This window comes from Streptomyces sp. NPDC028722 (assembly GCF_040637655.1).
Classification (GTDB): domain Bacteria; phylum Actinomycetota; class Actinomycetes; order Streptomycetales; family Streptomycetaceae; genus Streptomyces.
Map to the genome: position 1 here is coordinate 1 of NZ_JBEZWU010000062.1, position 13,107 is coordinate 13,107.

Here is a 13,107-nt window from a genome sequence, read left to right on the forward strand (position 1 = left end):
ATTCACCCCGATCCCGAAGCGGTGGGCGGTCGAGCGGACCTACGGCTGGCTGATGCTCCACCGACGTCTCGCCCGTGACTACGAGACCCTGTCCGCCCGCTCCGAAGCCATGATTCACATCGCCATGACCGACCTCATGGCCCGCCGCCTCACCGGCGAGAACGTCATCTCCTGGCGCGACCCGGCACCACAGGCTAAACAGTAGATTCCGGGATGAAACACCAGGATAAAACGACCTCTTACTGCCCTTCCGTCAGTTGCCGGTGGTCCAGTACTCGCGGTGATGGCGGACGTGAGCGATGTTGATGTCGTGCCGGGAGTCGACGGTCAATTGGAATCGGGAGCGGTTCGTGAAGGAGTCGATGACGTGCAGGTCGTCGGTAAGGTACAAGGCCCCGTTGTCGAACAATATGTGGCAGTTCGGGCACAGGCACAGCAGGTTCTCAATCCGGTCCGGACCGTTATGGGGATGCCCAACGGCCTGGATGTGCGCGCCTTCACTGTAGGCCCCGATTGACCCGGGAACGCGCAGCACGGTTCCGCACATCTGGCAGCGGTTGCTGTACCACTGCTTGACGGTCTTCACGATGACACCGTCGCGCACCTGGCTGTCCACGAGCCGCGACCGGCGCTGAACAGGGGCGGCCTCGGCCTCGGTTGTGCCCGGCGGTTGCTCCACCGTGGTGCCCCCGGTGCTTGCAGGGCTCAGTGCGGGCCCAGCGCCGCGGAGCGGACTGGCGATATTCTCGCGAGGCTGGCGGACGACAGTGTGCAGTTGCCCATTGACGTTCTCGATCACCTTCCCGATTTCGGCCCCAGGTGGCCCGAGCAGCGTCTGGAGATCCAGACAGGAGCGCTGCGCCAGAGTCCACGCCACCTGGAGGTGCTGGCGTCGGATCACGGAACTGCGCTCGGCCAACGCCAGGACGGCGGCGATGCGATGGATGTGGGCATGGACACGGACGAGTGCGTTGGCAGGGCCCAGGTTGTCGAAGGCCATCTCGCAGCCGCGAACGACGGAAAGCATCTTCGCGGCCATGGCGTCCAGGGACACCCGGGGACGCTGATCGACGGCCCACACTCGCGCTTGTGCAAGGTCAGCCAGCGCCGCGCTGGCGCCACCCACATCGGCGGACTCCGCGATTGCGGCAGTGGGCCGTCGCCGGAAAATCATGAGCCGGGACACGGTGGCTGTGTCTACGCGACGGGTCGAGTGCTGCCATGCCTGCCGTGAAGTCTCCCAGAGCACTCCCAAGGGAGGCGGCGCCATGGACGTGGACTGCTGCCACTCGTAGGGCCGGTACTCCTCGCCATCCCAGGCCATCCGCAGAAAGTCGTAGTCGTCCAGACTGATCCGGCGCCCTGAGAAAGGCTGATGCAACGGATCGCCGGTCAGCAGCAGGGACCGCTCGTTCTCAGAATCTACCGTCTTCAAAAGAGCGTCGACGGCCTTAAATACCTCCTTTTCGCCCGTGGACGACACTGTGCGCGGCGGGCCCCAAGCTTCGTCCTCGAGCCCGACCTGCCGCAGCGTCCTGGCCAGGGAGGGGGCCTGCTGGTCTTCATCGCACAGGAAAACTCCCCACACCAGTACAGGCCTATCCATTTGCACCGTGGGAGCGACGGCCGTCGACCACCAGCACACTGCCGCGGCGAAGGCATCGAGCGCGTCGATTCCGCTGCGGGCATGTACCTGCCGGGCGAGGTCTCCCAAGGGGCCGGGCAGGTGGTCGGCGTCCAACATCCCGCTTCTCCTTCTCTTGTCTTGGCTCTGGTGCGTACTGCCGCGGAGGCCGTGCGCTGACGGTCTGCTGAAACCGCCGTCAAAGGCTCCCCCGGTTGTAGTGCACAAACATGATCACACCTTTGCGGTGTCAGCTGATCGGCTCACCAGAACGACGGTGCCCCGGCCGTGTCGAAGGCGGCCCGGCCCGGCAGCTGGGCGCCTGTTTTGAGATCCAGCAGGTAGCCGGCCTCTCCGGACGGAGCACGGGCGAAGTCCACCGCGTAGATGACCAGATCCAGCCCCGCCGCCGGGCACGTGGGCACGGCAGCCGGCGATGGTCGAGGGCGTCGGCCAGTTCCCGCAGGGCCGCGGGCGGAGGAGGGCCCTCTACGACGACCGTGACGTCGATGTCACTGCGGCCGTGCCGGTAGTCGCCGAGCGCGAAGGACCCCTGTTGAGGCGCGGGGTCGCTCAGCGCGCCTCCAGCAGCGCGCTGGCGAGGTCGTCGGCCGTGGTGGGCGTGATGCCGGGCTGGTCGACGAGCGTGGCGTCGATCAATTCGGCGAGCCGGGGAGGCAGCGTGGGACGGCGGTCGCGGATCGGGACGGGCGGCTCACGCAGCACGACGGCCACAGGGTCGGCGCCCGGTGGGAAGTCGCGGGGTGCGCGGCCAGTGAGCATCCAGTACAGACAGGCCATCACCGCCCACAGGTCCACCTCGGGCTGGGCGTACTTGAAGTCGATCACCTGACCGCGTGGCATGAAGGCGAGGCTGCCGCCCATCGCACCGGTCAGGGTGTGACCGGACAGACCGGCGCTATCGAACGCTTTGGCCAGGCCGAGGTCCGCGATCTTCAGAGTGATGGCGTCCGGTGTCCCGGTCAGCAGCAGGTTCTGCGGCTTGAGGTCCCGGTGCACCAGCCCCAGGTGCACTGCCTCGGTGCCGTCCGCGAGCCGTACCGGCACCGGCGCCGCGTGAGCGTACGCGAGCCCGCGGAGTGCTTGCAGGGTCAGCTCCACCGCCTCCCATCCCTCGTCGGCCTCACGGAACAGGTCGGCCATCAAGGCGCCAGGCGTGGCGTGAGCCTGCTCCGACCACACGCGGTACAGGATGTTGTACTGGTAGGGCCGCATTGGATCGGCAGATGCATCCGCCAACTCGGAGGTGTTCTTCCGGCACCAGCTCGATACCCACCTCACAGAGCCATTCCTGGTGTTCGCCCGGAAGTCCGTAAAGGCGTTCGCCAGGTGGTCCTCCACCATCGCGGCCAGTTCGGCGTCGACCAGGTGCCCCTTTTCCTCCTCGTACACTCCTCTGCGCTGCTGAGCGAGCAGCATCTGGAGCATTCCGAACCGTACAAAGAGCAAAGTTCCCTGCTGCCGGTCCTGCATCGCGCCCAGGTACTCCATGTTCACCAGCAGCTCGAACAGTTGGCGGGTCACGCCCACTGCATGCTCCCAGTGCCCCTGCTCCAGCAGAACCCGGACCGCCTTCACGCTGTTCGCGCCGCGCATCAAGATTTCTATGTCGAAACGGACAAGCTGATCACCGGGGTTTGGCGTCGTCCGGACGGCCTGCTCCGCCGCTGTAGCGATCTCGCCCAGCAGTTTGAATGACGGGCTCAGTCGGCGCTTGGGGGATGTTACGTGTCGTGCCTGAGGTTCCCCGCCTCCATGGCGCCGGGGCGCCTTCGCGGGTTCTTCTTCCGCTTCCTACTGGTCGCCATCCTCGAACCCTAGCCATGGCATTCAGAAGATCACCCCTCATTTACGGTGACGTGCCGGGGCTCGATAGTTGTCACCGGTAGAGCCGAATACGCTGGCAGAAGGGCCTGGCCGAAGCAGCCTGCTGGTCACCTGGGAGGCAGCCTACTTGTCGTAAATGCCCGATCAGCAGTCTTCTTGCCACCAGGCCGAGGCGTAACGCGCGACGACCTCGCCGGATGCTCGGCGAGCAGACCACTGCCTGTGGCCCTGATCGGCTGACGAGTTACGCAAAATCCACCGACATGTGCCCTCGCCTGAAACCTACGCAGCCACGGCACAGGGTGCGGCGCAGGATGCTGTAGCCGACGGCGACGGCGACTACGTACGTCGTGGCCCTCTTTTAAGGGGTCACCCAGCACTATGGATCGGCCGGTTGGACCCAGGAGACAGTTAGCCACCAGATTGCATGTGCTTGAACAGGGGGCGGAGTTCGCGATGGCCAGCGATGACAGCAGTGACGTCCTTTTCCGGGCCGATGATGGGTCGGCGGGGCCGGTGCTGCCGGTGCCGTCGCCGTTGACGGCTACGGCGCCTTTGCTGCTTCACACACAGGAGTTGTCCTGGGAGGCCCTGGAGCATCTTGTGGTAGCGCTGGCGGTCCAGGTCGACCACGCCGTGGAGGCCCGCCCATTCGGGCGTAATGGTCAGGCGCAGGACGGGGTCGACGTCGTCGCGTCCTTCGCCTCAGGCCCTGCCACGGTGTATCAAGCGAAGAAGTACGAGAGGTTCGCCGCCTCCGATCTGCGCAAGGCGGTGCTCACTTACGCCAACGGGAGCCGGCCCTTCGGAGCCCGACGTCTAGTGATCGTGACCACGGCGGATGTCCGTGACACCAAGGTCGATCTGGAGCTGGCACGACTGCGCGGACAGTACCAGGATCTGGTGATCGATCTGTGGGGGCGGCAGCAGCTGTCCGACATGCTCTTCACACTGCCGGGTCTGGTGCGGCGGTTCTTCGGCGAGCACACGATGCGAGTGTTCTGCCGACCTCTGCCTGCACAGGAGGAGGCCGACAGCGCTCGTGCGGCTGGCCGTCAGGAGCTGAAGGATTATTCGGCCTACCTAGACGTATATCTGAGGGGGGACCTGCACGAGCTGGTTCCGCTGACTTTGGCGGACCAGGACGGTGCAGAGCGGGTGTCGTCGGCGGAGCTGGCGGCATGGCTGCGGCCCGGGCGTCACGTCCAGGTCGTCGGCCCTTCGGGGACGGGCAAGAGCCACACCCTGACGCACACGGCTCTCGGACTGCTGCAGGCGGGCTGGCTGGCGATCCTGCTACGGGCGAGCGTCTATGAGGGGCAGCTGGGAAGCAGCCTTGATGAATGTGTGTCCCCCTTCAGCCCACATGAGGCGCAGGTCCTGGTGCAGGCCGCCCGGCAACGGCAGCTACCGATCGTGCTGCTCGTGGACGCGGTCAACGAGTGCCCCTCCCAGCTACAGGAGCGGCTGATACAGCAGGTCAGTTCGTGGTGCCTCCGTGTCGGGGCGACAGTGGTGATCAGCAGCCAGGAGTTCGTGCACGTGCCCGCGGCGCTGAGTGGTGCCCGGTTGAGAACAGCCGATCCCAACCCGCAGCAGCACACGGCACTACTGCGCTCCCACAGGGCCGACCAAGCAGCGCACGGGCCCGACGAGGCGGACTGCGCGGCATTCGATACTGCCTTCGAGTTGTCCTTGGCCGCGCAGCTCGCCCAACGTCTGCCTCACGGAGCGGGTCGGGCCGCCCTGCTGGAGGCCCATCTCGGCGAGCAGCTGCAGCACCTCTCCCAGCCGACGGTCACGCGGCAGGTGCTGCACCGCTGGGCGCTGCTGATGGATGAGCGGCTGGCCGGGTGGCTGCCGCTCGCCGAAGCGCGACGCAGCGCAGCGCAGTTGCTGGCCGCGCAGAAAGTGGCCGTGAGCACGGTGGACGAGGCGTTGGAAGCGTCTGTGGTGCGGGTGCGCCACCAGCGGGTGGAGTTCCGGCACGAGTGGTACGCCCAGCTGTTGGCCGCCGAAGCCTTGATGTGGCGCTGCGCGGGCGTGCCGGAGCTGGCCGGTGAACTGGGCCGGCCGCACCGTCGTGAGCTGTCTGCCTGGGCGGTGGCGTTGCAGAGCGATTTGGAAGCGGTACGTGGTCTGCTGCGCAAGCTGTCCGAGATCGAGGTGCTCACTGAGGCGTTCCGCGGGCGCTTGGGGCCGTTGGCCGACGAGGCGGTGCTGGCCGAGGCCCGGCAATGCCTTCAGGCCGCTGCCGAGGCGGCGGCCACCAGCCAGGTCGTGTGCACCGACAGCACCTACACCGTGAGACCGGCGCAATCCTGGAGCGGTTACGAGCAGGCAGTGTTCCGCGCTATCGGCACCACCATCCGCGACGGGCGCCTGCTGGAGCCGCTGGCTCGGCTTCTGAGGGAGACCGACCAGGCGTTCCTGCGCGGAGCCGTGCGTGCTGCGAGGCACCCTCGGCACGCGGTACCGCGCCTGATCGCCGCTGCCTTGAACGGACCGACGCCATCCACTGGGGAGATTCGTCTTCCTGCTGCGGTGATCACGGATGCAGCTCGTCTGGCCTGGGCGGATCTAGGGCAGGCAAGCCATCACCAGCCCGTGGGGACGCCTGTACTACAGCGATGGATCACTTCCCTGGACGACACCGACGTCGGACTGACCGTCCTGCTGTGCTACGTCCTGCAGAGGACGGATGACCCCACATCCGCCGCGCTGGCGCCGGCACTGTTCACCCGAGCCTGGGACACCGGCGCCAACCAGCTGCGGTTCGCCGGCCTCGATCTACTCACCAGCATCCGCACCACCGCGGACGAAGCCACCACAGCCCAGATCATCGAGCTGCTGCACAGCCTGCACCCCGACGACGTGTTCGTCTCCACCATGCTCGTCGAGGCACTGCACCGCTACGGCCAGATCACCTCGCCTTACGCCGTCGACGAGATCACCGAGGAGATCACTTCACTCCTCACCGATCTGAACCAGCCCGACGCGCATACCCGAGCGCAAAGGATCCTGGAGAGCCAGTTCGAAGAAGTCATCGCCGCACCGTACGTCGAAGCGATCGATGCCCTGGACCCAGACACCCGCCGCGCGCTACTGGTCTTCGCCGTGCGCGAGGGGGACGCCACCCTGTTCACAGACGTCTTCCTCAAGGAACTGATCCGCGACAAGCACCCGGATGCGCTACCCGCCCTGCAGCACTGGGCCTCCCATCTGAGAGTGCCTTCCCCCTTCTGGCAAGATGCCGTGAACTGCCACCTGCTCGGCATCGAAGGCTGCGCCGCGCACCTGCCCGCTCCTCCCCCGCTCTTGGACGGCCACCAGGGCACCGACGCCGACGCCTGGCGCTGCTACGGCCACATCCTGTTCTGGCTGAACTGCCCCGGCCTCGGCCCACACGAACAAGACGAGCGCTGCGCTCCCCTGTGGGAGCAGCTGACCGGGCCTTTCCTGAACGCCGCAGTCGATCCCCTACATCAGTTCCAGCACGCCGCCATGTTCGCCCAGGACATCCGCACCAGCGCGCTCGGTCGCATCATCGACGCCTTCCCCGCCCAGGCCCGCACCGTTCTGCACCACGGCCTGCACGCCCCCGACCAGTTGACCTCACTCTTCCCGCACCCTCGGCCAGACGACCGCACCGCAACCGTGATGCGCCTGCTCGCCCGCATACGCAACCACTCCTCCCTCCCCCTGCTCGCCGCCTACCGCGACCACCCTGCTCTCGGCAGCACAGCCGCAGACACCATCCGCCACATCAACAACCGCACCCCTACGGAAGGCTGACCGCCGGAGAGAGGACGCCTCGCAAGTACGCACCGGACAAGATCGCCGAGGGCCTGCGTCATCACGGGCGGGACACGACTCAGCCGCCGGCCACCCTCGGACTCACGTGATCATTCCTCACCGATCGCGAGAACGACGGAGCCCCGGGCCGCGGAGCGCTACTTCTTCGCGGCCCGAAGGAGCTGATCGACTGTGCGTTCAGTCGATTGTTTTTCTGTGGTCATTCCGTAGGGTTCCTGCTCTGAATCGCTCAGCGTTTCCTTGCCTTCCGGGTCTCGGGAAATGGAAACGTCCAGCCAGGGATTGGTGTCTCCCTTGGCTACGTCGATTCCCCCTTTCGGAAACACCCACCAGCCCGTGGCATAGTCCGTGGAGTGCGTCAGGTTCAGCATCTCGCTGCTGTGGTAAATCTTGGAATGGAAGCGATAGAAGTCGTCTCCTTTCTGTGTGAGCCAGTCCGGGGCATCCCGGAGATGCCTGCCGGTTTCCGAGTCCCAGGAGACTTCGCGCGAACTCGCATAGCTGTTTCCCAGTTTGCCTCGGTCGGCTCGGACGAAGGAGGCGGTCGCGTCGATCTCGACGCGACCGAGCCCGGATCGCAGCGGCACATCGATGACGAAGTCGTTCGAGAAGTCCATCCCCGGGTCAAGGCGACTGCCCGGTTCGGCGAACTTCCCGGTGCCCAACATGCGCGAGGACGCATACTTTACGTGCCTGAATGTTCGGTCGTAATGCAACGTCTCCCACTTCCAGTCGCTCTCCCCGATACCTTTTTCCGAGTATTGAGTCGGCCACCCTAGGACCGTCCACATGGTGCCGACGACATAGACCCTCACCGAACCGGTGTTGCGGAACTCCACATGTGCCGGAACGTGAAGCGCGGTACCGTCCGCACTCAGAGTGGATTCGCCGAACGAGATGCTGAACGGGATTTTCACGGGAGTGGAGTATGGGATGTACATCTGTGAATAGGTCAGGCTCACCAGCCCAATGACTCCGGACGCCACAACGCTCAGTGCGATGCCCCTGGGATGCTGGATCGCCTGCCACACCTTCTGCCGTGTCAGAGCCCACAGCGCCCAGGCCACCCAAAGCACCAGGCCGATCCACAGCCAGAGGAACGGGGTGTAATCCCGGCCCTGGATCTGTGTGATCAGGAACATCAGATCCGTGACCAGCACGGTGCCGACGCCCGCCAGGACGACCGGGCCCGAGTATCGGATGGCCCTCTTGCCCCAGTAGTCGCACACAGCCAGCGCTGCGACCGCTTCAGCCAGCGCCGCGGCAATGAAGGCGACGCCCACGACACGACCGCCGTACGCCAGGGCGTTGAACGCGTCCGTAGTACCCACATGAAAGAGGACCGCGGCCGAGACCAGGAGGCCCAGCGCCATCAAGGCGCCGGCGGCCCATCTTCGCCATGGACAGTCGGGCCAGGAGGACTTGCCCGCCTCCCAGTGGACCCGACCGGGGCCGTCGACATCAAGGTCGTCCGGAGGCAGGCCCGCCCGCCGGAGAAGGCGTCTCAGCCCGCGCGCCGACCAGACCCGTCCGATGGTCTCTCCTCGCACGCGCACGGCCCGCAACCCCCGTGCGTCCGGGGCCTCCACGACGATGAGAGGGTGGTTGCTCACGAACTCAGGGTGACTGTGTCGGAACGACCGTCCCGGAAGCGACACACCTCTCCTGCCCGGCAGACCGATGAAAGCCCAGGCCAGCACCCCCCAGTCTTCAAGAGTCGGCCTCGGTCTCGTCGAGTCCGGTGACCTTGCGGAACGCGTTCGCGGGCACTGGGCTATCGAGAATCGTGAGCACCATGTCAGGGACGTGACGTTCGGAGAGGACGCCTCGCAAGTACGCACGGCCGGTGCGCCGCGGGCATGGTCTCACTGCGGAACCTGGCCATCGGCGCGCTCCCCCTGACCGGGTGGGACAACATCGCCGAGGGCCTGCGTCATCACAAGCGAGACATGGCCCGGCCGCCGGCCGCCCTCGGACTCACGTGATCATTCCTCACCGATCGCGAGAACGACGGAGCCCTGGGTGGTACCGGGCGCGGCAATGAACCCGAACCGGGCACGGACCTCGGCCACCAGACCGGTGCTGGTGGCCGCCTGACGGCGCGCCTGCGCGCGAACGCGCGGCTGCCAGCGAGCGCGTACGGCATCGGCTAGGCACCGGGCGAGGTCCGGGCGGGCCGGCGGATCTGCGTTGGCGTAGCGCTCGACGGTCCCCTGAGACACGCCCAGAAGGTCGGCGACCGGGCGGGTGTCCTTCAGCTGCTTGACCATGTAACGCATTCGCGTGCCGGCGAACTCGGGGATCGGGCGGGTGAACGCCCTTGTGACGGCGCGGTCCAGGAGGGTCCTTCCCCGACCAGTCCCGGCTGCCGTCCCGGCGAACCACCGGCACGCACAGCCGCCGCGCTCAGCTGCCCCGCCCGCAGGTGCCGGGTGAGTTCGATCAGGCGCGGAACGGTCGCTTCATCGCAACGTCACCGCGATCGCGTCACCGATGGCAGCGCACGGTGTTCGGTGTGGCCATCCGCATGCGTGGCGCCCCGCCGCAGGCGGCGCGGCGGGAACGCAACGAACACGGCCGACAGGCTACCCCAGCTGCCAGAGCTGGAATCACAGAACTTGCGTAGGGGCACGGCGGTCATCGGACCGCTGCCTAGAGGAGAGACCAGGCAGACGCGAGGACGGCCAAGCGCGGGCACGAGGCCAGGCGGGCGCGGGCGCGCGGCGCGAGGGCGACCGGGCGCGGGGGCAGGGCCAGGTCAAAGGGCTGGTGTTCGGTTCTCGGTGTGCTCGTGCTGGCCGTGGGCGGCTGGCTGAGGAGATCGTCTGCCTGCTGCCTGCTGGCCTCCGGGCCGACGGCGGGTGACAGCGGCCCAGACCGGACTTTTGCACCCAGAAGGAGTAGCACGATCGCCGTGATGACGGTGCTGTTGGTGACCATGACGGCCGCCGACAGGACCGCAGCGGCCCGGCGGGCGGGGCATCGGAGCGCCAACGGCGACCGACCCGCCCACGGCGCGCGGCGGCCGGGCAGCGCGACCGGAGCGCGGCGGCGATCGATGGCGGAGTTGGTGCGCCTCGGCGTCCGCGGCGCGGCGGCCTGGGCGCCCGCTCCACGGCGGTATGCCGAGCTGACACCTTACGGGGACCACCCCCCCTGTGGCGCCGTTGAGACATGTCGCAGTTGTGACACCAGAGGCCAGTGACATGCTCATCGCCGCAGCAGATTCTGTCGGACAGCGCATGAATCCCAGCTGTACGAGAGGTGTTTGGCTGATGGCATGGATCCGCCTGACGGCGGCGATATCAACAGGGTTGCTGGCCGCCGGAGGCGTACCGGTCGCCTCCGCCCAGACGCCCCAGGACACCGCAGCGCGACCCGCCGACGGCCAGGGCGCGCCGCTCGTTCCGATCAACACCCGAACGCCTGGGAGGCCTTACTTGAGTGTGAGCTTTTTGATAGTGCGTCCTGCAGTGCCCGTCTTTGTTGCAGTGACTGTTGCGCACACACGTCGGTCTCGGCCGGGCTGGACCGAGCGGAAGCCGACCCTACGGATCACCAGAGCTGTCTATGCAGCGGCGGTACTGTCGATCACCTTCTTCCCTATCACCGCGGCCTTGGGGAAGTACGCCAACCAGATCCACTTGTGGAACCGGAGCAACGTCGTGCCGATCCCCACCACGGATGCGACCGCTATAACCAGCGTCATCACGTTCGTCCCGCTCGGGATATTCCTGCCGCTGATCAGCTGCGTGTTTGGTGACCTCGGCCGACTGGCCCTTGCGCGCTGGCCGGCTTGAGCTTCGAGCTAACCTAGTTACTGTCCGACGCAATCTTCAACAGCGGCCGGGCCTGCGATATCTACGACGCCAATGTCTGGGCGGGGTTCGGCTACACCCTACTGCGAAATACCCTCAGTCTACCCAAGCCAGCCGGCTTCCCGCAGGGCATCGCCCTACCCGGATCGGCTGCGGAAAACTGAGTTAACAATCCGCGACAGCTTGCTTTGAGCACGGTGCGCAGCGGGAAGGCAGGCGGGGCATTGGGGCTAGGCAGGTCGAGAGGTCGAGCGTGGGGCCCCATCACCCCTCTCACGGCAGTCGTCGGGGATCCCCAATCCGCAATGCGGGACAAGACGTGCTTTGTTCCTGGCGTGAGTCCTGCGCTGAGAAGGTCGCAGGCCGACAACGGACGAGGTATGCATAACGGATCTCAAGCGCTCCGCTTCCACATCTGCACCGCCAGCATATTGGCGAACAGAGCCGATATATAGACGCACTGGCCAGAAAGCCGCCTGGGGCCGGAGCGACTAGCCGATGCCCGACGCGCTCAATGCGCCATCGCAAGGACGCCGCAGCATGACGGCCGCCTAGCGGCATGACGATCACGTGGGCCGTTTCGAGTCTGGGGCCAAGATGGCCGGACAAGCGGCACATCGTGATGCTCTACATCTTGATATTCAGGACGAACTACCAATAAGCAGGATAACAATTGTCTGACCTCGAGTCGCTTCACGTCACGTCACCCTGGGACGCACTGGAGGTGGAACGTAAGATTGCCGCAACGATGCGTGCCGTCGAACACAAGACCGGTGAAGATTTCCACATTGTCGCCCATTTGCAAGGCGCTTATAGAGTCTTGTGTCACAATAGCGAAGGACTCTCGAAGGGCTTGACTTGTAAAGCTGGAGATGTCTGCCTGATACCTCCGCAGCGCTCCGTCTATCTACGCTTGGAACCTATCCAAGTTGGCCCAATCGAACACATCAACATCACACTGCCACTCGCCGCATTTCGTCGCCATCTCGACGAAAATTGTCGAGGAAGTGGGCCGGATTTGCACGACCTTACTCGCGTTGCATACCCAGATCCGGTGATTACGTCAAGCGCTGTTGCACTAGTACAAGCGCGCGAAGCAGGCGCGTGTGAACTGTATGCAGAGTGCGCGGCCCAGTACCTGATCGCGCACATTCTGGCACCCAAAGTCTCGGTGCCTCGAGGTCCTCTCACCGTGACTCAGTTGAAGACGATCCACGAGTATATACACGCACATCTAGCGGCCCGTATAACGCTAGAAGATCTCGCGCTTCAGGTGTCACTTAGTCGGTATCACTTCTTACGCCTATTCAAGCAGACAACAGGAATGACGCCACACCAATACCTGACGCAACAGAGGATGGAAGCGGCGAAACACTGGCTTCGGACGCGCAAGCATCCTGTGGGGCGTATCGGCCAAATGTGTGGATACGCCACCGCAGCTCATTTCAGTCGCGCTTTTCGAAAGTATGTGGGTGTTTCCCCATCTGACTACCGAGGTAGCTTCGAGAATTAGATCACCGGTCGGCGTAACTCTACTCGCCGTTTTCAAAAATGAGCGAGTCGCAGCCAGGAGTAAAGAATCCGCCGTGGACCGGCGTCTTCCACGCCGACGCGAGGGGTGTGCCGTAGCGCACCGGACACTCCCGGGTCCTCCGTGTCGGCGCGGGGGGCCGGCTGCCCGGCGAGCTCGGCACACCGGAGGAGTACTGGCGGCTGCTCGCCGAGGGTGTGCCGTTGTCCCGGCTGTCGGGCTGTCAGGGCCTGCTCGTCGCTGTCGGCTCGCTCGGCCGCTGTTTCGGTCACGGATGGTCGTGCCGTTCGGTCGGGGCGCCGCCGTGGGCCGCGCCGCCTAAGAGGTCATCTCATTTGGCTGAGTAGGCTGTCGGCTGTGGTGGGGATCATTGAGCGGCTGGTGCCGGACGAGCTGTGGGAACTGTTCCAGCGGGTCGCGCCGGAGGCGCCATCGCGGCCTCAAGGTGGCGGCCGGCGTCGGCACGGCGA

At 65.6% G+C, this 13,107-nt stretch carries 10 protein-coding genes and 1 pseudogene; 6 read left to right on the forward strand and 5 right to left on the reverse strand.

Annotation, left to right across the window (positions count from 1 at the left end):
• A partial coding sequence (locus AB0F03_RS37165; RefSeq protein ID WP_362000741.1) for a transposase occupies positions 1-205 on the forward strand: 205 nt, incomplete at its 5' end.
• A gap of 48 nt (positions 206-253) precedes the next feature.
• Here the strand turns inward: AB0F03_RS37165 and AB0F03_RS37170 are convergent.
• The 3 genes from AB0F03_RS37170 to AB0F03_RS37180 all read right to left on the reverse strand — a co-directional run bounded on the left by AB0F03_RS37170 (position 254) and on the right by AB0F03_RS37180 (position 3,241).
• Positions 254-1,744 carry an HNH endonuclease gene (locus AB0F03_RS37170; protein WP_362000744.1) on the reverse strand — a complete coding sequence of 497 codons (1,491 nt, stop codon included), beginning with the start codon at positions 1,742-1,744 and terminating at the stop codon, positions 254-256.
• 143 nt (positions 1,745-1,887) lie between these two features.
• The gene (locus AB0F03_RS37175; protein ID WP_362000747.1) at positions 1,888-2,049 is read right to left on the reverse strand and encodes a hypothetical protein; all 162 of its coding nucleotides are present in this window, start codon (positions 2,047-2,049) and stop codon (positions 1,888-1,890) included.
• A 148-nt stretch (positions 2,050-2,197) separates the two neighbouring features.
• Entirely contained in the window at positions 2,198-3,241 is a 1,044-nt protein-coding gene (locus AB0F03_RS37180) for a DUF5677 domain-containing protein (RefSeq protein WP_362000750.1), read from the reverse strand.
• A gap of 687 nt (positions 3,242-3,928) precedes the next feature.
• On the opposite strand from AB0F03_RS37180, the gene AB0F03_RS37185 reads away from it, so the two are divergent.
• On the forward strand, positions 3,929-7,267 hold the full coding sequence (locus AB0F03_RS37185; RefSeq protein WP_362000752.1) for a hypothetical protein: 3,339 nt from the start codon (positions 3,929-3,931) through the stop codon (positions 7,265-7,267).
• Between the two features lie 158 nt (positions 7,268-7,425).
• Here AB0F03_RS37185 and AB0F03_RS37190 read toward each other — a convergent pair whose 3' ends face one another.
• Complete coding sequence (locus AB0F03_RS37190) at positions 7,426-8,901, reverse strand: hypothetical protein (protein WP_362000755.1); 1,476 nt, start codon at positions 8,899-8,901, stop codon at positions 7,426-7,428.
• Positions 8,902-9,147: 246 nt separating this feature from the next.
• Here AB0F03_RS37190 and AB0F03_RS37195 point away from each other — a divergent pair, with 246 nt between their 5' ends.
• A complete protein-coding gene (locus tag AB0F03_RS37195; protein WP_362000767.1) occupies positions 9,148-9,273 on the forward strand; it encodes a hypothetical protein in 126 nt (41 codons plus the stop codon).
• On the opposite strand, the gene AB0F03_RS37200 is transcribed toward AB0F03_RS37195, so the two are convergent.
• Positions 9,274-9,558, reverse strand: coding sequence for a hypothetical protein (locus AB0F03_RS37200; RefSeq protein ID WP_362000758.1), 285 nt, complete (start codon positions 9,556-9,558; stop codon positions 9,274-9,276).
• A gap of 1,005 nt (positions 9,559-10,563) precedes the next feature.
• Between AB0F03_RS37200 and AB0F03_RS37205 the strand changes: the two genes are divergently transcribed.
• From AB0F03_RS37205 to AB0F03_RS37215, 3 genes and pseudogenes are all read left to right on the forward strand, one after another.
• A complete protein-coding gene (locus AB0F03_RS37205) occupies positions 10,564-11,088 on the forward strand; it encodes a hypothetical protein (RefSeq protein ID WP_362000761.1) in 525 nt (174 codons plus the stop codon).
• A gap of 766 nt (positions 11,089-11,854) precedes the next feature.
• A complete protein-coding gene (locus AB0F03_RS37210; protein ID WP_362000764.1) occupies positions 11,855-12,619 on the forward strand; it encodes an AraC family transcriptional regulator in 765 nt (254 codons plus the stop codon).
• Positions 12,620-12,994: 375 nt separating this feature from the next.
• A pseudogene (locus AB0F03_RS37215) lies at positions 12,995-13,107 on the forward strand (IS5/IS1182 family transposase); the annotation flags it as partial.

Bases quoted from the DNA above. Each gene is read 5' to 3' on its own strand.
- AB0F03_RS37200 (WP_362000758.1), bottom strand. From the start codon at position 9,558: ATGGTCAAGCAGCTGAAGGACACCCGCCCGGTCGCCGACCTTCTGGGC.
- AB0F03_RS37205 (WP_362000761.1), top strand. From the start codon at position 10,564: ATGGCATGGATCCGCCTGACGGCGGCGATATCAACAGGGTTGCTGGCC.
- AB0F03_RS37185 (WP_362000752.1), top strand. From the start codon at position 3,929: ATGGCCAGCGATGACAGCAGTGACGTCCTTTTCCGGGCCGATGATGGG.
- AB0F03_RS37210 (WP_362000764.1), top strand. From the start codon at position 11,855: ATGCGTGCCGTCGAACACAAGACCGGTGAAGATTTCCACATTGTCGCC.
- AB0F03_RS37170 (WP_362000744.1), bottom strand. From the start codon at position 1,744: ATGTTGGACGCCGACCACCTGCCCGGCCCCTTGGGAGACCTCGCCCGG.
- AB0F03_RS37180 (WP_362000750.1), bottom strand. From the start codon at position 3,241: ATGCGCGGCGCGAACAGCGTGAAGGCGGTCCGGGTTCTGCTGGAGCAG.
- AB0F03_RS37195 (WP_362000767.1), top strand. From the start codon at position 9,148: ATGGTCTCACTGCGGAACCTGGCCATCGGCGCGCTCCCCCTGACCGGG.